This is a genomic window from Reyranella soli (assembly GCF_007992495.1).
Lineage (GTDB): Bacteria > Pseudomonadota > Alphaproteobacteria > Reyranellales > Reyranellaceae > Reyranella > Reyranella soli.
In genome coordinates this window covers 1-21421 of record NZ_BKAJ01000179.1, presented here as the reverse complement: position 1 = coordinate 21421, position 21421 = coordinate 1, and the positions used below count along the sequence as shown (strand labels likewise).

General features: G+C 66.8%; 27 protein-coding genes and 2 riboswitches. Of the genes, 16 read left to right on the top strand and 11 right to left on the bottom strand.

The window, feature by feature from the left end; all coding sequences use genetic code 11:
- The 8 genes from RSO01_RS39500 to RSO01_RS39465 form a co-directional block, all read left to right on the top strand.
- Nucleotides 1-395 (top strand): AtpZ/AtpI family protein (locus tag RSO01_RS39500; protein ID WP_218037603.1); only part of this gene is annotated, 395 nt, incomplete at its 5' end.
- Nucleotides 396-440: 45 nt separating this feature from the next.
- Complete coding sequence (locus RSO01_RS39495; protein WP_147156092.1) at nucleotides 441-1169, top strand: F0F1 ATP synthase subunit A; 729 nt, start codon at nucleotides 441-443, stop codon at nucleotides 1167-1169.
- 31 nt (nucleotides 1170-1200) lie between these two features.
- The gene (locus RSO01_RS39490; RefSeq protein WP_147156091.1) at nucleotides 1201-1428 is read left to right on the top strand and encodes a F0F1 ATP synthase subunit C; all 228 of its coding nucleotides are present in this window, start codon (nucleotides 1201-1203) and stop codon (nucleotides 1426-1428) included.
- 8 nt (nucleotides 1429-1436) lie between these two features.
- Nucleotides 1437-2012, top strand: coding sequence for a F0F1 ATP synthase subunit B family protein (locus RSO01_RS39485; RefSeq protein ID WP_147156090.1), 576 nt, complete (start codon nucleotides 1437-1439; stop codon nucleotides 2010-2012).
- On the top strand, nucleotides 2012-2539 hold the full coding sequence (locus RSO01_RS39480; protein WP_147156089.1) for a F0F1 ATP synthase subunit B: 528 nt from the start codon (nucleotides 2012-2014) through the stop codon (nucleotides 2537-2539). The genes RSO01_RS39485 and RSO01_RS39480 overlap by 1 nt, the downstream gene beginning before the upstream one ends.
- 297 nt (nucleotides 2540-2836) lie before the next feature.
- The gene (locus tag RSO01_RS39475) at nucleotides 2837-3145 is read left to right on the top strand and encodes a hypothetical protein (protein WP_147156088.1); all 309 of its coding nucleotides are present in this window, start codon (nucleotides 2837-2839) and stop codon (nucleotides 3143-3145) included.
- A gap of 31 nt (nucleotides 3146-3176) precedes the next feature.
- Nucleotides 3177-3644, top strand: a complete 468-nt coding sequence (locus tag RSO01_RS39470) for a gluconate 2-dehydrogenase subunit 3 family protein (RefSeq protein ID WP_147156087.1) — start codon at nucleotides 3177-3179, stop codon at nucleotides 3642-3644.
- Nucleotides 3641-5245: a GMC family oxidoreductase gene (locus RSO01_RS39465; RefSeq protein WP_147156086.1), complete on the top strand. Its 1605-nt coding sequence runs from the start codon at nucleotides 3641-3643 to the stop codon at nucleotides 5243-5245. The genes RSO01_RS39470 and RSO01_RS39465 overlap by 4 nt, the downstream gene beginning before the upstream one ends.
- 83 nt (nucleotides 5246-5328) lie before the next feature.
- Here the strand turns inward: RSO01_RS39465 and RSO01_RS39460 are convergent, their stop codons facing one another.
- From RSO01_RS39460 to gcvT, 6 genes are read right to left on the bottom strand one after another with little or no spacing between them, the layout of a single operon-like run.
- Complete coding sequence (locus tag RSO01_RS39460; protein ID WP_147156085.1) at nucleotides 5329-6372, bottom strand: TIGR03617 family F420-dependent LLM class oxidoreductase; 1044 nt, start codon at nucleotides 6370-6372, stop codon at nucleotides 5329-5331.
- Nucleotides 6373-6384: 12 nt separating this feature from the next.
- Complete coding sequence (gene coaA, locus RSO01_RS48650) at nucleotides 6385-7335, bottom strand: type I pantothenate kinase (protein WP_147156084.1); 951 nt, start codon at nucleotides 7333-7335, stop codon at nucleotides 6385-6387.
- A 38-nt stretch (nucleotides 7336-7373) separates the two neighbouring features.
- On the bottom strand, nucleotides 7374-8978 hold the full coding sequence (gene gcvPB / locus RSO01_RS48645) for an aminomethyl-transferring glycine dehydrogenase subunit GcvPB (protein WP_147156083.1): 1605 nt from the start codon (nucleotides 8976-8978) through the stop codon (nucleotides 7374-7376).
- Nucleotides 8978-10324 (bottom strand): aminomethyl-transferring glycine dehydrogenase subunit GcvPA, encoded by a 1347-nt coding sequence (gene gcvPA, locus RSO01_RS39445; protein ID WP_147156082.1) that lies wholly within the window; start codon nucleotides 10322-10324, stop codon nucleotides 8978-8980. Before gcvPA ends, gcvPB begins: the two co-directional genes overlap by 1 nt.
- A 2-nt stretch (nucleotides 10325-10326) precedes the next feature.
- Complete coding sequence (gcvH, locus tag RSO01_RS39440; RefSeq protein WP_147156081.1) at nucleotides 10327-10704, bottom strand: glycine cleavage system protein GcvH; 378 nt, start codon at nucleotides 10702-10704, stop codon at nucleotides 10327-10329.
- Nucleotides 10705-10714: 10 nt separating this feature from the next.
- A complete protein-coding gene (gene gcvT, locus RSO01_RS39435; protein WP_246159111.1) occupies nucleotides 10715-11824 on the bottom strand; it encodes a glycine cleavage system aminomethyltransferase GcvT in 1110 nt (369 codons plus the stop codon).
- Nucleotides 11825-11879: 55 nt separating this feature from the next.
- Nucleotides 11880-11971, bottom strand: a riboswitch (glycine riboswitch).
- A 3-nt stretch (nucleotides 11972-11974) separates the two neighbouring features.
- A riboswitch (glycine riboswitch) is annotated at nucleotides 11975-12066 on the bottom strand.
- Between the two features lie 142 nt (nucleotides 12067-12208).
- Here gcvT and RSO01_RS47935 point away from each other — a divergent pair.
- From RSO01_RS47935 to RSO01_RS39425, 3 genes are read left to right on the top strand one after another with little or no spacing between them, the layout of a single operon-like run.
- Nucleotides 12209-12433, top strand: coding sequence for a hypothetical protein (locus RSO01_RS47935; RefSeq protein WP_170303710.1), 225 nt, complete (start codon nucleotides 12209-12211; stop codon nucleotides 12431-12433).
- On the top strand, nucleotides 12370-13038 hold the full coding sequence (locus RSO01_RS39430; protein ID WP_147156079.1) for a phosphatase PAP2 family protein: 669 nt from the start codon (nucleotides 12370-12372) through the stop codon (nucleotides 13036-13038). The genes RSO01_RS47935 and RSO01_RS39430 overlap by 64 nt, the downstream gene beginning before the upstream one ends.
- 24 nt (nucleotides 13039-13062) lie before the next feature.
- Entirely contained in the window at nucleotides 13063-13638 is a 576-nt protein-coding gene (locus RSO01_RS39425) for a TetR/AcrR family transcriptional regulator (RefSeq protein ID WP_147156078.1), read from the top strand.
- A 2-nt stretch (nucleotides 13639-13640) separates the two neighbouring features.
- Here the strand turns inward: RSO01_RS39425 and RSO01_RS39420 are convergent, their stop codons facing one another.
- Both RSO01_RS39420 and RSO01_RS39415 read right to left on the bottom strand, forming a co-directional pair.
- Entirely contained in the window at nucleotides 13641-13982 is a 342-nt protein-coding gene (locus RSO01_RS39420; RefSeq protein ID WP_147156077.1) for a gamma-glutamylcyclotransferase family protein, read from the bottom strand.
- Complete coding sequence (locus RSO01_RS39415) at nucleotides 13979-15322, bottom strand: (Fe-S)-binding protein (protein WP_147156076.1); 1344 nt, start codon at nucleotides 15320-15322, stop codon at nucleotides 13979-13981. Before RSO01_RS39415 ends, RSO01_RS39420 begins: the two co-directional genes overlap by 4 nt.
- 141 nt (nucleotides 15323-15463) lie before the next feature.
- Between RSO01_RS39415 and RSO01_RS39410 the strand changes: the two genes are divergently transcribed.
- Complete coding sequence (locus RSO01_RS39410; RefSeq protein WP_147156075.1) at nucleotides 15464-15772, top strand: NIPSNAP family protein; 309 nt, start codon at nucleotides 15464-15466, stop codon at nucleotides 15770-15772.
- A gap of 1 nt (nucleotide 15773) precedes the next feature.
- Here RSO01_RS39410 and RSO01_RS39405 read toward each other — a convergent pair whose 3' ends face one another.
- Nucleotides 15774-16289: a hypothetical protein gene (locus RSO01_RS39405; protein ID WP_147156074.1), complete on the bottom strand. Its 516-nt coding sequence runs from the start codon at nucleotides 16287-16289 to the stop codon at nucleotides 15774-15776.
- 189 nt (nucleotides 16290-16478) lie between these two features.
- On the opposite strand from RSO01_RS39405, the gene ispH reads away from it, so the two are divergent.
- From ispH to rnhA, 3 genes are read left to right on the top strand one after another with little or no spacing between them, the layout of a single operon-like run.
- Complete coding sequence (ispH, locus tag RSO01_RS39400) at nucleotides 16479-17429, top strand: 4-hydroxy-3-methylbut-2-enyl diphosphate reductase (protein WP_147156073.1); 951 nt, start codon at nucleotides 16479-16481, stop codon at nucleotides 17427-17429.
- Nucleotides 17429-18379 carry a homoserine kinase gene (locus RSO01_RS39395; protein WP_147156072.1) on the top strand — a complete coding sequence of 317 codons (951 nt, stop codon included), beginning with the start codon at nucleotides 17429-17431 and terminating at the stop codon, nucleotides 18377-18379. The genes ispH and RSO01_RS39395 overlap by 1 nt, the downstream gene beginning before the upstream one ends.
- Complete coding sequence (gene rnhA, locus RSO01_RS39390) at nucleotides 18376-18855, top strand: ribonuclease HI (RefSeq protein WP_147156071.1); 480 nt, start codon at nucleotides 18376-18378, stop codon at nucleotides 18853-18855. Before RSO01_RS39395 ends, rnhA begins: the two co-directional genes overlap by 4 nt.
- Before the next feature lie 138 nt (nucleotides 18856-18993).
- Here rnhA and RSO01_RS39385 read toward each other — a convergent pair whose 3' ends face one another.
- Both RSO01_RS39385 and RSO01_RS39380 read right to left on the bottom strand, forming a co-directional pair.
- Complete coding sequence (locus RSO01_RS39385) at nucleotides 18994-19626, bottom strand: hypothetical protein (RefSeq protein WP_147156070.1); 633 nt, start codon at nucleotides 19624-19626, stop codon at nucleotides 18994-18996.
- A 36-nt stretch (nucleotides 19627-19662) separates the two neighbouring features.
- The gene (locus RSO01_RS39380) at nucleotides 19663-20373 is read right to left on the bottom strand and encodes a tetratricopeptide repeat protein (RefSeq protein WP_170303709.1); all 711 of its coding nucleotides are present in this window, start codon (nucleotides 20371-20373) and stop codon (nucleotides 19663-19665) included.
- Between the two features lie 153 nt (nucleotides 20374-20526).
- Between RSO01_RS39380 and RSO01_RS39375 the strand changes: the two genes are divergently transcribed.
- The gene (locus tag RSO01_RS39375; protein ID WP_147156068.1) at nucleotides 20527-21414 is read left to right on the top strand and encodes an SDR family oxidoreductase; all 888 of its coding nucleotides are present in this window, start codon (nucleotides 20527-20529) and stop codon (nucleotides 21412-21414) included.
- Nucleotides 21415-21421: the final 7 nt, after the last annotated feature.

Below are 21421 nucleotides of genomic sequence, written 5' to 3'. Positions count from 1 at the left end.
GGCCCGCGCTCCCATCTAAGAGGTTGATTCATATGGCGAATCCTCCGGACCCCGAGGGCGATCGCCGGCGCGTTGAGGACATCGACGCGCGCCTCAAGGCGGCACGCGGAAAAATCGAAAAACCGCGCCCGAACAACGGGGTAAGTAGCGGAATGTCGCACCGCCAGACAGGCGTTGCGTATCGAGTGATGGTGGATATGATCGCGGGCCTTTTGGTCGGGGGGTTCCTCGGCTATTGGCTCGACCGCTGGTTGGGTTGGGCGCCTTGGTCATTGGTGACGGGCCTGGTTCTGGGTTTCGTCGCCGGCGTCAACAATGCCTGGCGCGCCATTCGGGCCTACTCGAGGGACGCCAACAAGGCAGGGGGGAGCGACGAAGAGCGCCGCCTGCCCTGAACCGGTCGGACGTAAGATAGACGCGTTGGGGACGAGGTAAGCCAAATGCATAGCCCGATGGAGCAGTTCGAGATCAAGCGGCTGCTCCACCTGAATCTCTTTGGCATCGACGCCTCTTTCACGAATTCATCGACCTGGATGGTGATCGCCGTGATCCTGGCGACCGCCGTGTTCGTGTGGGGCATGCGCCAGCGGGCGCTGGTGCCGGGCCGCCTGCAGTCGGTCGCCGAGGTCGGTTACGAGTTCGTCGCCGGCATGGTGCGCGACAACGTCGGCGATGGCGGCAAGAAGTACTTCCCGTTCATCCTGACGCTCTTCATCTTCATCCTGTTCTGCAACGTGCTGGGCATGGTGCCCTACTCGTTCACGCCGACCAGCCACATCGTCGTCACCTTCGCGATGGCCGCGTTCGTGTTCGTCGGCGTCACCATCATCGGCTTCGCCCGGCACGGCATGCATTTCCTGTCACTGTTCGTGCCCAAAGGCGTGCCGTTCGCGCTGCTGCTGCTGCTGGTGCCGATCGAGATCATCTCCTACTTCATCCGCCCCTTCAGCCTGTCGATCCGCCTGTTCGCCAACATGCTGGCCGGCCACACCATGCTGAAGGTGTTCGGCGGCTTCGTGGTGATGCTGGGCATCATCGGCGGCTGGGCGCCGCTCGCCTTCATCGTCGTGTTCACCGGCCTGGAACTGCTGATTGCGTTCCTGCAGGCCTACGTGTTCGCGATCCTGACCTGCCTTTACCTGAACGACGCAGTTCATCTTCATCACTGATCACTGATCCATCGACTGAAAGGAAATCGAAATGGACGCTTCTGCAGCCAAGCTCATCGGTGCCGGTCTGGCCACCATCGCCCTCGCCGGCGTCGGCGTCGGCATCGGCAACATCTTCGGCAGCTTCGTCTCCGGCGCGCTGCGCAACCCCGAGGCGGCTCCCCGCGTGTTCGGCAACGTGCTCCTGGGCTTCGCGCTCACGGAAGCCGTGGCGCTGTTCGCGCTGGTCATCGCCTTCATGATCCTGTTCGTGTTCTAAGCACGACGATGCTCAGGTCGATCTACGGTGCGCTCGCCGGCCTCGCCGTGTTGGTGGCGAGCGGCACGGCAATGGCGAAGGAAGGGTCGGGCGGCATGCCGCAGCTCGACTATCACAGCTTCGCACCGCAGCTCGTCTGGCTCGCGATCGCCTTCCTGGCGCTTTACTTCGTGATGTCGAGGCTCGCGGTCCCCGCGATCTCCGACACCATCGACAGGCGCCAGGCCAAGATCCAGGGCGATCTCGACGCGGCGGAGAAGGCCAACGAGGACACTCGTAGCCTTGTCGCGGCGTATGAAAAGCGGTTGGCCGATACCCGCGAGGAAGCGCGCAAGCATATGCGCGAGCGCGGCGAGGCCGATAGCGCGGCGGCTGCCGCACGGCTGCAGGTACTGCACGACAAGCTCGCGGCGCAGATCGGCGAAGCCGAGAAGCGCATCGCCGCCCAGCGCGATGATGTCATGGCGGGCCTGGAAAACATGGCCAAGGACATCGGCCAGGACGTCTACGCCAAGCTCGCCGGCCAGCCGGCTGATCAGGCGGCGCTCGCCGCCAAGATCGCAGTGGCGAAGGGAGGCAGGTAATGATCGGCACCGCCTGGGCGGCTGACGCCGCACACAGCGAGAGCATCTTCTCCGATCCGGCGTTCTGGGTCGCGGTCGCCTTCGTCCTGTTCTTCGCGCTCGCCGGCAAGGCCCTGTGGGGCCGCATCTCGGGCATGCTCGACAAGCGGGCGGCCGACATCGCCAAGGCGCTGGCCGATGCCGCGCGGCTGCGCGAGGAGGCCATGAAGGCCAAGCAGGACGCCGAGCGCACGCTCGGCCAGGCACAGTCCGAAGGCGCCGAGATCCTGAAGCAGGCGCGCGAGGAAGCCGAGCGCATGCAGGCCCGCGCCGCCCAGAACCTGGAGACGGCCGTGGCCCTGCGCGAGCAGCAGGCGCTCGACCGCATCGCCCAGTCGGAAGCGGCCGCCACCAAGGAAGTGCGCGACACCGCCGTCGACGTGGCACTCTCGGCCACCCGCGCACTGTTGCGCGATCAGGTCGGCTCGGGCCGCAGCACGGCCCTGGTCGACGAGGCGATCGCCGAACTGCCGCGCCGCTTGCACTGACGATTTCCCGCAAACAAAAATCGCGGGCTACCTGGCAGCCCCCGTCGCAAGGCGGGGGCTTTTTCTTGCCCTCATTTCCTCCCCCGTCTTCGGGGGAGGATACAGGAGGGGGAAAGCCACACCGGCGGTCTCTCCGATTTCAGATCTGATACCGGCGTGCACTTCGACTGTTGCTTGCCCCCTCCTCTATCCTCCCCCGTAAGACGGGGGAGGAGGTAAGATCGGACAAGTAAGATCGGACAAGACGCCGTAGCGTCCATCGACTAGCGTCGTCGTCCGTATCGGGGGAGACTATTAATGATTCGTGCGTTTCTCGGCATCGCGGCGGCTGCCACCGTGATTGGTCTTGGCCTGTCGGCCGCCGCCCAGACGGACAACTTCATGAGCGAATGCCAGCAGGGCTCCTCCGCGGCCGATCCCGCGAAAGCCTGTACCTGCATGTCGGGCAAGGTGACCGGCGCCGTCCGGGCCGACGCGATCGCCGCCATGCACAGCATGAACACGACCAAGGGCGCGAATGGCGGCCCGCCTGACGCGAAGGCGCTGCCGGCGGCGCAGCAGAAGGGCCTCGAGGCGGTGATCGCCGCCCACGGCCAGTGCCAGTAGTGTGACAGTGTAGCTGTGGTAGCGTTGGTGCATGGACAGCAACGCCGCCGCACTCTCCGTCCCTGAGCTCGACAGCCTGCGCACCGTCGCAGGCACGATGATCCCCGCAGATGCCGCACTCGGCGTGCCGGGCGCCGACGACCCTGCGATCCTGCACGACATCGCGCGGTCGGTGGGCCGCGATCTTCTGCTGGTCCGTCAGGCTCTCGCGGAGATCGAGGCGAAGTCGGGCGGCGCTTTCGCCGCTCTGGATCGCGACCAGCGCGAGGCGCTGATCAACGGCTATTACGCCGGCGGCGGCGCGGCGATCGTGGCCTTGGGACGGCTGATCCTGGGCGCCTACTACCGCGATGACCGCGTGCTCCTGTCCCTGAAGCAGGAACCCCGCGCGCCCTTCCCCAAGGGCTACACGCTGGAGCAGGGCGACTGGTCCCTGCTCGATGCCGTGCGCGGCCGAGCGCCGCTGTGGCGCGACGATCGCAAGGAGCTGGCGACATGAGCGGCAACGAGCGCGTCGATGTGCTGATCATCGGCTCCGGCGCCTCGGGTGCTGCCGTGGCCTGGAGCCTCGCCGAAACCAAGATGCGCATCCTCTGCCTGGAACAGGGCGACTGGATGAAGTCGACGGACTTCCCCACCAACGGCCGCAACTGGGAGGCGCGCCGCTACGACGACTTCGATATCTTCCCCAACCGCCGCGGGCGCGACACCGACTATCCGGTGAACGACGACAACTCGCCGATGAAGGTCGCCAACTTCAACGGCGTCGGCGGCGGCACGGTGATCTACACCGCACACTGGCCGCGCATGCACCCGTCGGACTTCAAGGTGAAGTCGCTGGACGGCGTGGCCGACGACTGGCCGATCGACTACTGGACGCTGGAGCGGTTCTACGAGGAGAACGACCACATGATGGGCGTGTCGGGCCTCGCCGGCGATCCCGGCGTGCCGCCGCGCCATCCACCGATGCCGCCGATCCCGCTCGGCAAGACCGGCTCACACTACGGCAAGGCGATGAACAAGCTCGGCTGGCACTGGTGGCCCTCCGACACCACCATCGCCACGACGCCCTACGAGGGTCGCGCGCAATGCATCAACCTCGGCCATTGCACGCCGGGCTGCGCACAGGGCGCCAAGGCCAGCACCGACATCACCTACTGGCCGCTCGCCATCCGCGCCGGCGTGGAGCTGCGCACGCGCTGCCGGGTGCGCGAGATCACCACCGACGAGCACGGCATGGCGTCCGGCGCGATCTACTACGACGCCGAGGGCAAGGAGCAGTTCCAGCCGGCCGAGGTCGTGATCGTGGCCTGCAACGGTGTCGGCACGCCGCGCCTGCTGCTGAACTCGGCCTCGGGAAAGTTTCCCAATGGGCTTGCCAATTCCTCGGGCCTGGTCGGCAAGAACCTGATGCTGCACCCGTGGCCGATGATCTCGGGCTATGTCGAGGAGACGCTGGATGGTGGGAAGGCACCCATCACCAACCTGTGGAGCAAGCAGTTCTACGAGACCGACCGCTCTCGCGGCTTCGTGCGCGGCTACACCTTGCAGTTCAATCGCGGCATGGGCCCGGCCAACCAGGCGATCACCAGCGCCGTAACCGGCCAGTTGCCGTGGGGGCACGAGCATCATCGCGTCTATCGCGAGATGTTCGAGCACCGGGTGGGGATCGGCGTCGCCTGCGATGACCTGCCGGAAGAGCACAATCGCGTCACGCTCGACCCGGTGCTGAAGGACAGCAACGGCATTCCTGCGCCGAAAATCGATTACGCGATCAGCGACAACACACGGCGCATGATGGAGCACGGGATCGCGCGGGCTGAGGAGATCCTGACCGCGGCCGGCGCCACCCGGCTCTACTGCTCGCGCACCGCGCTCAACAGCCCCGGCCATCTTCTCGGCACGGCGCGCATGGGCACCGATCCAGAGCGTTCGGTGGTGAACGACTGGGGCCGCTGCCACGACGTGAAGAATCTGTTCATCGTCGACGGCAGCGTCTTCGTGACGGGCGGCGGCGTGAACCCGACCTCGACCATCCAAGCTACGGCGCTCTACATCGCCGACCAGATGAAGCAGCGGCTGGCAAACTTGTTCGACTGAAGGTCATCCTGAGCGCAGCGAAGGATCTCATGGCGATTGCCGTCGCCATGCCTGTCGACACGGCATGAGATCCTTCGCTGCGCTCAGGATGACAGATGGCGATACACCGTCGGGATATTCGCCAGGTCCTGCAGCAGGTCGGGCGGCATGTCGGAGGGCTTTGCCGAGTTCGCGCTGGCGCCGATCGAATCGACCAGGCCGCCGAAGCGTTCCGTGATCGCCTTGGCGATCTGGTCGTGGCGGCCGACGGCGGCAAACAGGTGCACGACGTCGTCCGACACCTCTTTCGCCATCTGGTCCCACTGGCCGGCGCGGGTCATGGAATTGAGCTTGCGACCAAGCTCGCCCAGCCCATGCACCTCGAACACCGGCCAGTAGGCCGGCGTCGAGCCGTAGAAGGCCACGCGATAGCGCACCCAGTCGAACAGCCTGGCGACCGCCTCGTCGTCCTTGCCGGTGACGACGAAGCCGCCGCCCGAGATCTCGAAGCTCTCGCGGCTGCGGCCACGGGTGGCGAGGCCGGCATCGATGATCGGCATGATGTTCTGCTCCAGGTACTTCCTGGTGCAGAACGAGTGGAGCTTTACGTCGTCGGATTCTTCCGCTGCCACCTTCAGCATGACCGGGCCGACGGCGGCGACGCCGAGCCGCGGCAACGGGCCGTCATAGGGCTCGGGCACGAAGTTGGGCGTCATCAGGGTGAAGCGATAGTGCTTGCCCTCGTAGTTGAGCTTGCTGCCGTCCTTCCACGCCTTCCAGATCGCCCGCACCGCCTGCACATACTCGCGGATGCGCGGCGCCGGCGGCGACCACGGCACCGAAAAGCGCCGCTCGTTGTGCGCCCTCACCTGGCTGCCGATGCCGAGCGTCACCCGCGAGCCGCCGAAGCTCGAAGCCAGGTCCCAGCCGACATTGGCCACCGCCATGGGCGAGCGCGCGAAGGCGATGGCAACACCGGTGTGCAGCTCGATCCGCTTGGTCGCGGCGCCGGCGACGGCCAGGGAGAGGAAGGGCTCGTGCCTGTTCTCCTGGGTGCTGACGCCGGTATAGCCCGTCGCCTCGATCGCCTGGGCGGCCTGGCCGACCGTCGCCAGGTTCTCCTGAGGCAGAGTGGTGAACACGCGCATTTCGTTGCACTCCTAGATTTGTCGCAGAGAAACCCGCGCGATCGAATGGTCGGCGTCCTTGTACAGCACGACATGGGCCCGTTCACGCGTCGGCAGGATGTTCTCCTTGAGGTTCACTTCATTGATCGACGACCAGATCCGCCGTCCCGCCGCGCTCGCTTCCTCGGGCCCGAGGTCCCTGTAGTGGTGGAAATAGGACGTCGGCTGCTGGAAAACGGTGCGTTGCAGGAGCCGGAAGCGATCGAGATACCAGGCCGCGATGTTGGATGTGCTGGCGTCGAGGTAGATGGAGAAATCGAAGAAATCGGAGAGGATCACCGATGCAGGCCGGCCACCTGAACCGCCGGCGAGGCCGGGCTGCAGAACGTTCAGGCCCTCGAAGATCAGCACATCCGGCCGACGCACGACCTGCCATTGATCGGGCACGATGTCGTATGACTGATGCGAATAGACCGGCGCGCGCACTTCCGTCTGACCCGCCTTCACGTCGGACAGGAACTGCACCATGCGCCTGGCATCGTAGCTCTCGGGGAAGCCCTTGCGCGACATGAGCTGCTTTTCTTCCAGGATGCGCAGCGGATAGAGGAAGCCGTCGGTTGTCACGAGGTCCACCGCCGGATGGTCGGGCCACCTTGCCATCAGCGCCTGGAGGATACGGGCAAAAGTGCTCTTGCCGACGGCGACGCTGCCCGCGACGGCGATCACATAGGTGTGCCCGGTCACCGGCCGGCCAAGGAAGGTGTCGGTGACGCCGTTGAGATTGCGCGCTGCCCGGACATGCAGGTTGAGCAGGCGCGACAGCGGCAGGTAGACGTCGGCGAGCTCCTCGAGCGAAACGCGCTCGTTGAGGCCGCGCAGCGACATCAGATCGTCCTGGGTAAGCGTGAGCGGCGTGTTGGCGCGCAGCTTCGCCCATTCGGTCCTGCTGAACGTCTGGTACGCTTCAGGGCGAATGCGACGCACTCCCGGGGCCGTGCCACGGCCATCCGGGTCGGCGGCCGCTATTCGGCCGCCTGCTTCATCGGATCGCCTTCGGGCGGATTGTTCGACGGCCGCCAGCGTAGCACGGGCTTGCGCGCGGCCAGCGTCTCGTCGAGGCGCCGCCGCGGGGCGAAACGCGGAGCGGCCTTGAAGTCCTCGGCGGCAGTTCCGCTCTTCGCGCGCTCGGCCAGCGCGCGCAGCGCGCCGACGAAGAGGTCGAGGTCCTCCTTGGCCTGGCTCTCGGTCGGCTCGATCAGCATGGCGCCATGCACGACCAGCGGGAAGTACATGGTCATCGGATGATAGCCCTCGTCGATCATCGCCTTGGCGAAGTCGAGGGTGCTGACGCCGGTGTCCTTGAGGAAGCTGTCGTCGAACAGCGCCTCGTGCATGCACGGACCCTCGAAGGCCGGCGTCATGACGTCCTGCAACGAGGCCATGACGTAGTTGGCGGACAGCACGGCGTCCTCGGCCGCCTGCTTCAGGCCGTCGGCGCCGTGGCTCATGATGTAGGAAAGGGCGCGAGTGAACATGCCCATCTGGCCGTGGAACGCCTTCAGCCGTCCCAGCGGCTTGCCATCGACCGCGGCGCCGTCTTCCGCGACGCGCCACGTGTCGCCGTCGTCCTTCACGATCCATGGATAGGGCGCGTAGGGCGCCAGCGCCGCCGACAACACCACCGGACCCGCTCCCGGCCCGCCGCCGCCATGCGGCGTCGAGAAGGTCTTGTGCAGGTTGATGTGCATGCAGTCGACGCCGAGGTCGCCCGGCCGCACGCGGCCGACGATGGCGTTGAAGTTGGCGCCGTCGCAGTAGAAGAAGGCGCCCGCTTCGTGCACCGCCCGCGAGATCTCGACGATCTCGGTCTCGAACAGGCCGCAGGTGTTGGGGTTGGTCAGCATGATCGCCGCCACGTCGGGGCCCAAAGCCGCCTTCAACGCGGTGAGGTCGACGCGGCCGCGGTCGTTGGCCGGGATCGGCTTGACGGTGAAGCCGAGCGCCGCCGCCGTCGCCGGGTTGGTGCCGTGCGCCGATTCCGGCGCCAGCACGACCCTGCGCTTGGCCCGCTCGCCGCGCGCCTCGAGGGCGGCGGCGATCGCCATCATGCCGCACATCTCGCCGTGCGCGCCGGCGGCCGGTGACATCGCCACGGCCGGCATGCCGGTCAGCGTCTTCAGCCAGTGCGCCAGGCGGTCTATGAGCTCGAGCGCACCCTGCACCGTCGAGACCGGCTGCAGCGGATGCAGGTCGCCGATGCCGGGCAGACGCGCGACCTTCTCGTTGATCCTGGGATTGTGCTTCATGGTGCACGAGCCCAGCGGGTAGACGCCCATGTCGATGGCGTAGTTCTTCTGGCTGAGCCGGGTGTAGTGCTGCACCACCTGCGGCTCGGAAAGGCCAGGCAGGCCGATCTCGCCGGCGCGCTTCAGGCCGTTCAGGCGGTCCTTCACCTTGGAAGGCTCCGGCAGGTCGACGCCGCAGCGGCCGGGCTGGCCCATCTCGAAGATCAGCGGCTCCTCGATCTGCAGCGCGCGATTGCCGGTGTAAGTGGACACCGGACCTGCCGTCGTATTGGCGGCTCCGCCACCAATACGACCTTGCGAGCGGTCGAGCGACTGGACCATCACAGCACCTCCTTCAGGCCGGCGATCAGCGGCGCCAAGCCCGCCTCGGTCGCCGTCTCGGTCGCGGCCAGCAGCAGGAGGTTCTCGACGGAAGGATCGTCGGGGATCAGCCGCGACACCGGAACACCAGCCAGGATGCGATGCTCGGCCAGGGCCTCGACGACCGGCGCTGCCGGCTTGGGCAGACGCAGGGTGAATTCGTTGAAGAAGCTGTCGTTCAACAGCTTCACGCCGGGCAGCGCGGCCACGCGATCGGCAAGCTCGCTCGCCTTGGCATGGTTGAGCTCGGCCAGGCGGCGGAAGCCCGCCTCGCCCAACAGCGTGAGATGCACCGTGAACGCGAGCGCGCACAGGCCCGCATTGGTGCAGATGTTGGAGGTCGCCTTCTCGCGGCGGATATGCTGCTCGCGCGTGCTCAAGGTCAGCACGAAGCCGCGCTTGCCGTCGGCATCGACGGTCTCGCCGACCAGGCGGCCCGGCATCTGGCGCACGTACTTGTCGCGCGTGGCGAACAGGCCGACATAGGGGCCGCCGAAGCCCAGCCCATTGCCGATCGACTGGCCCTCGCAGACCACGATGTCGGCGCCCATCTCGCCCGGCGGCTTGATGAGTCCGAGCGACACGACCTCGGTCACGACCACGATCAACAGCGCGCCGGCGGCATGGCAGGCGGCGGCGAGCTTGGTGAAGTCGCGCACATGGCCGAAGAAGCTCGGGTTCTGCACGACCACGCAGGAGGTTTCCTTGTCGACCTTGGCGATCAGCTCCTCCAGGCCCTCGGCATCGGCCTTGGCCGACACCGCGCTATAGCCCTGCCAGTGCGCGGTCGTCTCGATGATGGCGCGGTAGTGCGGATGCAGCCCGCCCGAGAGCAGCGCCTTGGTGCGGCGCGTGATGCGGTTGGCCATCAGCACGGCCTCCGACGCGGCGGTCGAGCCGTCGTACATCGAGGCGTTGGCCACCTCCATGCCGGTCAGCAGGCTGACCTGGGTCTGGAACTCGAACAGGTATTGCAGCGTGCCCTGCGTGATCTCGGGCTGGTACGGCGTGTAGGACGTCAGGAACTCGCCGCGCTGGATCATGTAGTCGACGGTCGAGGGCACATGATGGCGATAGGCGCCGGCGCCGATGAAGAACGGTGCCGTGGACGGCGACACGTTCTTCGCCGCATAGGCCTGGAAGGCGCGCTCGACTTCCAGCTCACCAAGATGATCGGGCAAACCGGCGACCTTGCCGGGCAGGCGCGCCGACGCCGGCACGTCCTTGAACAATTCGTCGACCGACTTGGCGCCGACGGCCGCCAGCATGTCGCTGCGATCGGTCGGCGTGAGGGGGAGATAGCGCATGATCAGCCCAGGCTTTTCACGAAGTCGGTGTAGGCGGCTTCGTCCATCAGGCCGGAAAGCTCGCCCTTGTCCGAAAGCTTGATCTTGAAGAACCAGCCCTTGCCCATGGGCTCGGCGTTGACGTCGCCCGGCGAATCGGCGAGCGCGGCGTTGGCCTCGACGACCTCACCCGTCACCGGTGCGTAGATGTCAGAAGCGGCCTTGACGGATTCGACCACGGCGCAGGCTTCGCCCTTGGCGACCTTGCGGCCGGCCTGCGGCACGTCGACGAACACCACGTCACCCAGCTGCTCCTGGGCGTACTGGGTGATGCCGATGGTGCCGATATCGCCTTCGACGCGGATCCATTCGTGCTCTTCGGTGTACTTGGTGTCGGCCATCTAAAAGCTCCTATCCGCGGTAGTAGGCGTGTTTGACGAAAGGCATGGGCACGATCTCGGCCGGCACGGGCTTGCCGCGCACCACAAGATCGACCTTGGTGCCGTTGGCCGAGTGGGCGCGCTCGACATAGCCCATGGCGATGGCACGCCCGAGCGTTGGCGCGAAGCCGCCCGATGTGACCTTGCCGACGGACTTGCCCCCGATGGCGATCTCCGCGCCTTCGCGGGCGATGGCCTTGCCCTCAGGCAGCAGGCCAACGCGCTTGCGCGGCGCCCCCTCGGCGATCTGCTTCTGGATGACGGCGGCCCCTGGGAAGCCTCCCTGCGTGCGACGCTCCTTGCCGATGCTCCACAGCAGGCCCGCTTCGATCGGCGTCGTGGTGGTGTCGATGTCGTGGCCGTAGAGGCAGAGCCCCGCTTCGAGGCGCAGCGAATCGCGCGCGCCGAGGCCGATCGGCTTGACCTCCGGCTCAGCCAGAAGCTTGCGGGCGATCGCCTCGGTGGCATCGTTGGGCGTGGAGATCTCGAAGCCGTCGCCTCCGGTGTAGCCCGAGCGCGTGATGTAGCAGCGCGCGCCGTCGATGACGAAGAAGGCGCCGGTCATGAACTTCATCGTCGCGACCTGCGGCGCGAGGCGCGCCAGCACCTGCGATGCCTGCGGTCCCTGCAGCGCCAAAAGCCCGCGCGAGAACATCGGCTCGATCTCGCAGGTCGCGGCGAGATGCTTCTGCACATGCGCGAGATCGGCTTCCTTGCAGGCGGCGTTGAATACCATCAGCAGGTGATCGCCCGTGCTGGTGATCATCAGGTCGTCGAGGATGCCGCCGCTCTCGTTGGTGAGCTGCGTATAGCGCTGCTGGCCTGGCGCCACGCCCGCGATGTCGCCGGGCACCAGCGTTTCGATCGCCTTGGCCGCGTTCTGTCCGGGCTTGGCGGTCAGCCGCACCTGGCCCATGTGCGAGACATCGAACAGGCCGGCGGCCGTCCGCGTCTGGGCGTGCTCGGCCAGGATCCCGGTCGGATACTGCACCGGCATCTCGTAGCCGGCGAACGGCACGAGACGCGCGCCGAGCTCGCGATGAAGGTCGTAAAGCGGTGTGCGTTTGAGAGGATCGGCCAAGCAGGTCTCCAGAGTCGCATCAACCGACGCAAAAGCTGCGCCGCCTTGCGACCCCCTCTGTCCGGAGACCTGAAAGATTCGCCGGAGTGACCCGGCTTACTTCGTCGGTGGGCGCGCTCTCTTGCGAGAACCCGCCACTTTCCAGAGACCCATCCTCCTGCGGTCCGTTTGCCTGAGAGTTTCCGGGGCCGGTTGCTCCTTCGGCGCCGCTGTCGAGCAGCGGTCTCTCCCACAGGGATCGTCTGGGTGCCGGGACCTTAGGTGGCCGCTCCGGCGGCGTCCACCGGGAAAACCCATGACAAATCCGGAACTTAGATGGGACTTGAAATTGAGTGATTACTCACTTATAAAATGAGCATGCGCTCATATCCAAAGGAGGGTCGCATGTACATCCGCCGTGTCTTCACCGTCTTCCTCGACGTGCAAAGCGAGGCGTCGCCCATCACCACCACCGCGACGAGCGATTGGACGCTCGACTGGCGCTGGTTCTGCGAGCCGATGGATGTCGCCTTGCCAAGTGAGCGGCCCCTCATAGACTGGCCGGCATGGGCACGGCCGTTACAGCTCCGTCCATCAACCGGCCGTGGCGACGGGCAACCGGCTGGCTGATTGCGCTCGCGGCGTTCTTCTACCTGAGCTACAGCGTCTCGAACTGGCTCGCCAGCCAGCGCGGCGATGTGCCGACCATCGTGTTCGCCTGGGAACACGGCATTCCCTTCCTGGCCTGGACCATCATCCCGTATCTCGGCACGCACGCTCTCTTCGCCCTGTCCTTCTATGTCTGTCGCAACCGCGTCGAGCTCGACAGCCACGCCAAGCGGTTGTTGACCGCCCAAGTCGTCGCCGTCGTCTGCTTCATCGCCTTTCCCTTGAGGGTTTCCTTCGCCCGACCGCAGACGACGGCGGAATTCGGCCTGCTGTTCGACGCTCTTGGCATCCTCGACATGCCGTTCAACCAGGCGCCATCGCTGCACATCGCGACGACGGTCATACTTTTCGACCTGTACAGCCGCACGCTGCCACGCTGGACGCTGCCCGTGACGATCGTGTGCGCACTGCTGGTCGGGGCCTCGGTGCTCACGACCTATCAGCATCACTTCATCGACATGCCGACGGGCGTCCTGCTGGGGTTGCTGAGCGTCTGGATGTGGCCGCCGGAGGGCGGAAACCGTCTCGCCAGCGCGCTCGGGATGCCGTCGCGCTTTTACAAGTGAGCACTTGCTCATAGACTGGCCGACATGGGCAAGGCCGAGGACACCAAAGCGCGGCTCGAGCGCGCCGCGCTGACGCTGTTCGTGGCGCGCGGCGTCGCGGAGACCACGACCAAGGAGATCGCCATGGCGGCCTCGGTCGCCGAGGGCACGATCTACCGCTACTTCCCGAGCAAGGAGCAACTGGCGCTCGATCTCTTCCTGCGCCACCACCAGGGCCTGGCCGAGGCGCTCACCGAGGCGCAGCGCCCGGCCAAGGGGCTGCGCGCCAAGATCGAGGCGATCGTGCGCTGCTATTGCGAATGGGCCGATCGCGACTGGACGCTGTTCGCCTATCACCTCCTGAACCAGCATTCGTTCCTGATCCAGGTGCCCGACGGCATGGCCAATCCGGTGACCGTCGTGCGCGATGTGATCAGCCAGGCGATGAAGGCCGGCGAGATCCCGAAGCGGAACGTCGACCTCGCCGCCGCGTCCGCCATCGGCGTGGTCATGCAGGCTGCGACCTACAAGGTCTACGGCCGCTTTACCGGCGACCTGTCGGACCATGTCCGGTTCTTCGCCGACGCCGCCTGGGCGGTACTGTCGGTGAAGGAGAAGTAGCGTCAGGCGCCGACGTAGACGAAGGCTTCCAGCCCCGACTTCAGCCGCACCGAGATGCGCTTGTAGTCCGAGACCTCGTAGGTATCGGCGGCGGCAAGCTCGGCCGGCGTGATGCGGAACACGACACCGGGGACCTCGTCGGCGGGATTGCCCGAGGGGCTCGCCATGGTGTGGAACTTCTTGCCGCTCGTGGCGATCACCTCCGGATCGGTGATCTCGAACGGCACCGTGGCATAGCCCGGCAGCGCGTCGGCGCAGCCTTCGAGCAGGCGGCCGAAGGTGGCGATCTGCACGCCCTCCTGCTGAAGCGTGCCGTAGGAGAAGAGCCAGACGTCGTCGTTCAAGTCGTCTTCGCCAGTTCCGTGAAGGCCTTCGCGAAAGCCTCACGTGAGCCTGCCAATCCCGTCTCGTTGAAGATATCGGCGGTCAGCGACGCCACCGAGGACTCGTCGACGCGCACGCCGTTGTCCTGCAGGAAGCGGCGGGCGGCAGTCACCGCCTCATCCATGGCGCCGCCCTGCTTATAGAGGCGGTAGTAGTCGGGATGGCCGCCACGGCCCAGCGCCTCGGCCAGCACATCGGTGAAGTTCACGACCTTGAGCTGCGGGTAGACCGCCTCGGCACCGGCGAGCGCGCGATGGCAGGAGTGGTACATGGTGACGATGGTGTCTGCACCGGCCGCGACCGCGCCCTCGGCGAGTCCGCGATGGATCGCCTGCTCGCGCTCCTTGAACTTGGCGGCCTGGCCGCCGCAGGCATAAGAGAAGCCCGAATCCTGCGGCAGCTCGAGCAGCTCGAGGTTGGGCACGGCGGCGAGCAGCTTGCGGATCGAGGCCACCGTGGCGCCGATGCCGAGATGCTCGTGGATCACGACGCGCCGCTTGGGCTGGTCGGCGACGAAGCGTGCCTTCAGCGCGTCGAGGTTGGCGGCCAGGAACTCGCTGACGTGGCCCAGGTCGAAGGACGGCTCCTCGACGTCCTTCTCGAGCTCGTCGAAGTTCTTGGTGCAGGTCGGGCACCAGGTCAGCACACGGCCGGCGCCGGACTGGCCGAAGCGCTTGAAGGTTCGATGGCCCATGCGCTCGTAGGTCGGCAGGTCGGCCTCTTGGAATTGATAGACGCCGCAGCAATGGGCGGTGCCGCCGACGACGTCGAAGTCGAGCTCCAGCGCATCGAGGATATCCATGACGTTCAGCACGATGTGCGGCGTGCGCAGCACGTTGCAGCCCGTATAGAACAGCACGTCGGCGGTGCGCCGCTCGGCCGGCGCAAGGATCTTCTTCAAGGTCTCCGACGGCAATTGCATGCTGGCGAGCAGCCGCACCGCCTGCGCCATGTGGCGGAAGCGATTGGCGGCGTTGGCCGCGCCGATCTCGCGCGGGCGCGTCGCCTCGACCGCCTTCATCTTGGCGATGGTCACCCACTGGCGGACATTGATGTCTTCGGGGCAGGCCTCGGTGCAGCGCGCGCTGCCGTCGCAGGCGCCAAGCCATTGCTGCAATTCGTCGGCCGGCGCCTCGCCGCGCGTCAGCGCCAGAAGCTCTCCGACGCGGTCCTTGGCGGCGCCGGCATCAAGGCCGATCTCGCGCGCGGTCGGGCAGGCTTCGAAGCACTTGCCGCAGGTCGTGCAGCGGTCGGCGGCATCGGCCGCCAGGGCTTCCAGACGTTCGGCATAAGCACTCAAGGCAATCCTCCGTACGTCACACGTAGTGAGTGGCGCGCATGCAAGCGCTCACGCTCGGGCACTGTCAAGCCTTCGGCACCGGCCGAAACATGGATCGACCGCCGTCGGCTATAGTCTCGGCCCCATCGATCGGAGGTATCCATGACCGTGACCTGCGCCATCCGCTACGTCATCGACCCGTTCAAGCGCGAGGCCTTCGAGACCTATGCCAAGAACTGGCTCACCATCATCCCGGCCTGTGGCGGCGATCTTTTGGGCTATTTCATGCCGCACGAGGGCACCAACAACATCGCCCACGCGCTGATCTCGTTCGAGAGTCTCGCGGCCTACGAGGCCTATCGCGCCCGCCTGCGCGCCGATCCGGCCGGCCGCGCGAACTTCGAGTTCGCCGAGCGCGAGCGCTTCATCCTGAGCGAGGAGCGAACCTGGCTCAGGCCCGTCACGAAATAACCTAAGGCTGACGACCGCGCCGGTTGTAGTTCAGCTCTTCGGGCGTGGGCTTCAGGCCGACGGCGATGCGAAAGCCGCCGTCGCGCGGGAGCGTAAGCGTCAGCTCCTCCTGCGAGGTCGCGCGCGGATTGGCCGACGTCAGGCGGAAGTCGGCGGTGAACTCCTGGCTCTGGACAACGTTGTTGTTGGAATCGAGCACGCGCACGAAGTAGGGAACGCTGGTTCGAGCGGCGCTGGCCGACGGGCCGGCGTTGGCGGAGATGCGGAGGAGCAGCGTGACGTCGACCCGGCTGCGGCTCACCGAGCACTTGGTCCCCGCCCCGGCGATCGACGCCTCATAGGCGATGTCGCGCGGATCGCGGCCCGGCCCGTCGGCGAAATGGGTCAGGCGCCCGGCGTCATCCACCGTGAACGGTGCCGGGCAGGCATATCCTACTTCCGGCGTACCACCGCCGCAGGCGGCCAGCGACAGAGCCAGCAGGGCCGGCGCCAAAATGACGAACTTTCGGTGGGTCATGACGGGATCTTGGCCAGGGCCTTGTGGGTTCCGTCGCACGCCGCGACAACCGGCTCGGTCATGTCTGCTTTCCCCGTTGCAGCGGCTTTGTTACGGTGCCGCCGCCGTAGTCCGTTGCTGCCAATCTGTTGCTGGCGGACTCTAGGCAATGGCCAAGAGGCCCGCAAGCGAGCGGGCAGAACGTTCAGCATGAGCCCGCCGAAGAAACCGCTAAAAGTCCTGCTCGCCAGCCCTCGCGGTTTCTGCGCCGGAGTCGATCGCGCCATCCAGATCGTCGAACGCGCCATCGAGCGCTACGGCCGGCCGGTCTATGTCCGCCACGAGATCGTGCACAATCGCTATGTCGTCGAGAATCTCGAAGCCAAGGGCGCAATCTTCGTCGACGAGCTCGACGAGGTGCCGGACGACCGGCCCGTCGTGTTCTCTGCGCATGGCGTGCCGAAAGCCGTGCCGGCCGAGGCGGGCCGGCGCAACCTGCTCTACGTCGACGCCACCTGCCCGCTGGTCTCCAAGGTCCATCGCGAGGCCGAGCGCCATCATGTCTCAGGCCGCACCGTGGTGCTGATCGGCCATGCCGGCCATCCCGAGGTCGTCGGCACGATGGGCCAGCTGCCGGCCGGCGCGGTGCTGCTGGTCGAGGACGTGGCGCAGGCCGAGGTGCTGGAAGTGCCCGACCCGGACAATCTCGCCTATGCCACGCAGACCACGCTGTCGGTCGACGACACGATCGGCATCGTGGCGGCACTGCACCGCCGCTTCCCGGCGATCCACGGTCCCAAGATGGAGGACATCTGCTACGCCACCGCCAATCGCCAGGCCGCGGTCAAGGCGATCGCGCCGAAGTGCGACGCCCTGGTGGTGATCGGTGCGCCGAACTCGTCGAACTCCATGCGGCTCGTCGAGGTGGCGGCCAACTGCGGCTGCTGCAAGTCACGGCTGGTGCAGCGCGCCGCCGACATGGACTGGGGCTGGCTGGCGGGCGCAAGCAGGCTCGGCATCACCGCCGGCGCCTCGGCGCCCGAGACGCTGGTCGACGAGTTGGTCACGGCCTGCCGCGAGCACTACGACGTTACGGTCGAAGAAGTGCGGACCATGGAGGAGAGCGTCGTGTTCAAGCTGCCGCGCGCGCTGGTGGCTTGATGGCGGTCTACACCGAAGTCAGCGATGCCGAGCTGGAAGCCTTCCTCGCCGAGTACGACATCGGCAGCCCCGAATCGTTCAAGGGCATCGCCGAGGGAGTCGAGAACTCCAACTTCCTCCTGACCACCGACAAGGGGCCTTACTTCGTCACGCTCTACGAAAAGCGCGTCGATCCGAAGGACCTGCCGTTCTTCCTCGGCCTGATGGACCATCTCGCCGCCCGCGGCATCAATTGCCCGCAGCCGATCCATGGCCGCGACGGCAAGGCGCTGCGTACGCTGGCGGGACGGCCCGCCGCCATCACGACCTTCCTGCAGGGGCTGTGGCCGCGTCGCATGACGCTCGGCCATTGCGGCCAGGTCGGCGAAGCGCTGGCCGCCCTGCACCTGGCCGGCCGTGACTTCGAGCTCAAGCGGCCCAATGCGCTGTCGGTCGCGGGCTGGCGGCCGCTGTACGAAGGCTCGCGCCATCACATCGATGCGCCGCTCGCGGCCGAGCTCGAGGCCGAGATCGATTTCTTCGAGGCCAATTGGCCGAGCGGGCTGCCATCGGGCGTCATCCATGCCGACCTGTTCAATGACAACGTGCTCTTCCTGCACGACAAGCTGTCGGGGCTGATCGACTTCTACTTCGCCTGCAACGACGCCTTCGCCTACGACGTATCGATCTGCCTCAACGCCTGGTGCTTCGAACCCGACAAGTCGTTCAACGCCACCAAGGGCCGCGCCCTGCTGCAGGGCTACGAAGCCGTGCGGCCGCTCGGCGACGACGAGCGCAAGGTGCTGCCGCTGTTGGCGCGCGGCTCGGCGCTGCGCTTCCTGCTGACGCGGCTCTACGACTGGGTGCATACGCCGCCCGATGCCATGGTCAAGCGCAAGGATCCGCAGGAGTACCTCGCTAAGCTCAGGTTCCATCGCGGCATCTCATCGATTGCGGATTACGGACTGTGAGCGCACCTGAAGTAGAGATTTTCACCGACGGGGCGTGCAGCGGAAACCCCGGACCGGGCGGCTGGGGCGCGATCCTGCGCGTCAAAAAAACGGAAGGGAGCAGCCGAGAGCGCGAGTTGTCGGGCGGCGACCCGGCCACGACCAACAACCGCATGGAGCTGATGGCCGCCATCATGGCGCTGGAGGCGCTGAAGCGGCCATGCAACGTGCGGCTCTGGACCGACAGCGTCTACGTCAAGGACGGCGTCACCAAGTGGATCCACGGCTGGAAGCGGAACGGCTGGCGCACTTCCGACAAGAAGCCGGTGAAGAACGTCGAGCTGTGGCAACGCCTCGACGCCGCGCGGGCGCCGCATCAGGTCGAATGGCGCTGGGTGAAGGGCCATAGCGGCCACCCGGAGAACGAGCGCGCGGACGAGTTGGCGCGCAACGCCATCCTCAAGATCCGAACCGAGGGCGTCCCGCCAGAGTCATGATGGGAGCGCGGGCCTCTGGCCCGCTCATCGTCTTCCGGACCGCGCGCGGCCCCGCGCGCCTCATGATCATGAGCGCGCGAGGACGCGCGCGGTTCGGAAGAGCCTGAACATGATGCGGGCCGGAGGCCCGCGCTCCCGTCAACTCCGCTTCGGCTGGGCCGGAACGGGCTTCTTCTCGGCCGGCTTCTCGTAGACCAGGTCGAAGCCCTCACGCATGCCGTCGCAGGGATTGTCGCCCTCGGCCAGGCGCCAGACCTGCGACTTGCCCGAGCGCTTGAAATTCAGCACGCCGGCGACCTTGCAGGCCGTGCCCTTCTCCACCTTGGCGACGCGGAAGGCGACCTCGCCCCTGATCTGCACCAGGCCGGGCGCGATCTTCTCGACCACGCCGTCGACCGACGCCCAGTCGCCCTCGCTGCCGGGCGCCACGCTGTCGATGCGGCCCTTCACGATCCAGACATTGCCCTGCTTGGTGACGCTGACGTCACCCGACTTGGCACCCTTCACCTTGGCATAGCGGCCCCACACGATCTTGCGCGCATCGGCGAAGAGCTGCGCCTCGGCGTCCGAGGCGATCTCGGTGCGGTCGATCTTGGGAATGCCCGCCGGCAGCGGCGAGCTGAGCCCGCTGGTGGGCGCTCCCTGCTGCACGGTCGGCGCCCTTTCCGGCGGCGGCGCAGGATAATAAGGAGTCGACGGTTGCGGCTGCGGCTGTTGGGCGGCGGCGGCACCTGCCAGGAGGGTGAGAAGCAGGACCAGGAATCGATTCATTATCTATCGGCTCTTACATCAGGGGTCACTGGGACGCTACTTCTTCCCCCCACTCCTCGGTGGAACAGCTTGTGGCGAGGGGGAAACCGGCGCGGCAGCCGGCGGCTGCTCGCCGCGCAGCCCCGCTTCGGCGCCGTGCGCGGCGCTCGAGCCGGGCGGCACCAGGCGCAGGACGGCGCTGAAGTCGAGGTTGGCCGAGGCGCGATCGCCGCGCGCCAGGCTGGCGAAACCGCGCTCGAGCAGGGCCTCGGAATGATCGGGGGCGACCTTCAGCGCCCGCGACGCGTCCTCATAGGCCTTCGCCGGATTGCCGGCATTGCGCCAGGCCGCGGCCCGCAGCACCAGGATCTCGACGTCGTCGCGCCGCAGGCCGAGCGCGCGGTCGAAATCGGAGATGGCGCGCGGCCAGGCTTTCTGCGCGGCGAAGCTCAAGCCGCGATCGAGCCACAGGTCGGCGTCCTTGGCATTGAGTTCGAGGGCCCGGCTCTGCGCCTCGGCCGCCTTCTCGGGCAGGCCTGCCTCCATGAAGGCCTGACCGGCCTGTGCCCACAACTCGGCGCGCAGGCCCGGGCGCTCCTTGCCCAAGTCGCGCGCGATCGCCTCGAATTGCGCCGCCGCCTGCGTGTAGCGGCCAGCGCCGAACATGGCGGTCGCCACGCAGTGACGGGCGGCCATGCCGCCACCCTGAGCGTGCCACTTCTCCGCAACCGGCAACGCCTTCAACGGCTCCGCGCGCGCGAGGTTCATGCATTCGTTGTATTTGCGCAGATGGTCCGGAGATCCATCGAGGATGCTCAAACCTTGCGCGGCGCACGGCGCAGCGGCAAACAGCGCAAGGCAGGACGCCAGGCGGGAAAACAACATCCTTGAAAAGAACCGCGTCGCGGCGATCCTGACAAGATGACAGGACGTCTTTTCATCTTCGGGCTGGGCTACTGCGGCCTTGAAATTGCCAAGCTTGCCCGAGCGGCCGGCTGGAACGTGGCCGGTACATGCAGGACGAGCGAAAAGGCGAACGAGCTCAGGGGGCTGGGCTTCGAGGCGCATCTGTTCGACGGCACCGCGGCATTGCCCGCGGAGGCGATCGGCAAGGCGACGCACGTCCTCTGCACCATTGCGCCGGGCACGACGGGCGATCCCGCGCTGAAGACCTCGGCACGCGTTCTACGTGATGCGCGCTGGCTGGGCTATCTCTCGACCACCGGCGTGTACGGCGACCATGGCGGCGGATGGGTCGATGAGGACACGCCGGCGCGGCCCGTGCAGCCGCGCAGCATCGAGCGCCTGGCGACGGAGCGTGCCTGGCAGGCGGTGGGCCTGGAGTCGGGCTCGGCTGTCGACATCTTCCGGCTGCCCGGCATCTACGGTCCGGGGCGCAGCGCCATCGACCAGGTGAAGGCGGGCACCGCGCGCCGCATCGACAAGCCGGGCCAGGTCTTCTCGCGCATCCATGTCGAGGATGTCGCGGGCACCGTGCTGCTGGCGCTCGGCCATCCACGCGCCGGCGCCATCTACAACGTCGCCGACGACCTGCCCGCCGCAACCGGCGAGGTCGTGGCCTTCGCCTGTGAGCTTTTGAGCAAGCCGGTGCCGGCGGCTCTGCCATGGGACGAGGTGGCGCCGACCATGAGCGCCATGGCGCGGTCGTTCTATGCCGAGAACCGGCGGGTGAAGAACGACAGGATCAAGAACGAGCTCGGCGTGACATTGCGCTATCCGACCTATAGGGAAGGCCTGCGCGCGATTGCAGCCTCTTGCCGGACCGCGGGCCTCCAGGCCCGCTCATGAGTCATGA

Excerpts from the sequence above, each read along its gene's own strand:
- gcvH (WP_147156081.1), bottom strand. The coding sequence starts at position 10,704 with ATGGCCGACACCAAGTACACCGAAGAGCACGAATGGATCCGCGTCGAA.
- RSO01_RS39465 (WP_147156086.1), top strand. The coding sequence starts at position 3,641 with ATGAGCGGCAACGAGCGCGTCGATGTGCTGATCATCGGCTCCGGCGCC.
- ispH (WP_147156073.1), top strand. The coding sequence starts at position 16,479 with ATGAGCCCGCCGAAGAAACCGCTAAAAGTCCTGCTCGCCAGCCCTCGC.
- RSO01_RS39430 (WP_147156079.1), top strand. The coding sequence starts at position 12,370 with ATGGGCACGGCCGTTACAGCTCCGTCCATCAACCGGCCGTGGCGACGG.
- RSO01_RS39425 (WP_147156078.1), top strand. The coding sequence starts at position 13,063 with ATGGGCAAGGCCGAGGACACCAAAGCGCGGCTCGAGCGCGCCGCGCTG.
- RSO01_RS39480 (WP_147156089.1), top strand. The coding sequence starts at position 2,012 with ATGATCGGCACCGCCTGGGCGGCTGACGCCGCACACAGCGAGAGCATC.
- RSO01_RS39385 (WP_147156070.1), bottom strand. The coding sequence starts at position 19,626 with ATGAATCGATTCCTGGTCCTGCTTCTCACCCTCCTGGCAGGTGCCGCC.
- RSO01_RS39470 (WP_147156087.1), top strand. The coding sequence starts at position 3,177 with ATGGACAGCAACGCCGCCGCACTCTCCGTCCCTGAGCTCGACAGCCTG.
- RSO01_RS39395 (WP_147156072.1), top strand. The coding sequence starts at position 17,429 with ATGGCGGTCTACACCGAAGTCAGCGATGCCGAGCTGGAAGCCTTCCTC.
- RSO01_RS39495 (WP_147156092.1), top strand. The coding sequence starts at position 441 with ATGCATAGCCCGATGGAGCAGTTCGAGATCAAGCGGCTGCTCCACCTG.
- RSO01_RS39460 (WP_147156085.1), bottom strand. The coding sequence starts at position 6,372 with ATGCGCGTGTTCACCACTCTGCCTCAGGAGAACCTGGCGACGGTCGGC.
- RSO01_RS39405 (WP_147156074.1), bottom strand. The coding sequence starts at position 16,289 with ATGACCCACCGAAAGTTCGTCATTTTGGCGCCGGCCCTGCTGGCTCTG.
- RSO01_RS39475 (WP_147156088.1), top strand. The coding sequence starts at position 2,837 with ATGATTCGTGCGTTTCTCGGCATCGCGGCGGCTGCCACCGTGATTGGT.
- RSO01_RS47935 (WP_170303710.1), top strand. The coding sequence starts at position 12,209 with ATGTACATCCGCCGTGTCTTCACCGTCTTCCTCGACGTGCAAAGCGAG.
- RSO01_RS39490 (WP_147156091.1), top strand. The coding sequence starts at position 1,201 with ATGGACGCTTCTGCAGCCAAGCTCATCGGTGCCGGTCTGGCCACCATC.
- gcvPA (WP_147156082.1), bottom strand. The coding sequence starts at position 10,324 with ATGCGCTATCTCCCCCTCACGCCGACCGATCGCAGCGACATGCTGGCG.
- RSO01_RS39485 (WP_147156090.1), top strand. The coding sequence starts at position 1,437 with ATGCTCAGGTCGATCTACGGTGCGCTCGCCGGCCTCGCCGTGTTGGTG.
- gcvPB (WP_147156083.1), bottom strand. The coding sequence starts at position 8,978 with ATGGTCCAGTCGCTCGACCGCTCGCAAGGTCGTATTGGTGGCGGAGCC.
- RSO01_RS39375 (WP_147156068.1), top strand. The coding sequence starts at position 20,527 with ATGACAGGACGTCTTTTCATCTTCGGGCTGGGCTACTGCGGCCTTGAA.
- RSO01_RS39380 (WP_170303709.1), bottom strand. The coding sequence starts at position 20,373 with ATGAACCTCGCGCGCGCGGAGCCGTTGAAGGCGTTGCCGGTTGCGGAG.
- RSO01_RS39410 (WP_147156075.1), top strand. The coding sequence starts at position 15,464 with ATGACCGTGACCTGCGCCATCCGCTACGTCATCGACCCGTTCAAGCGC.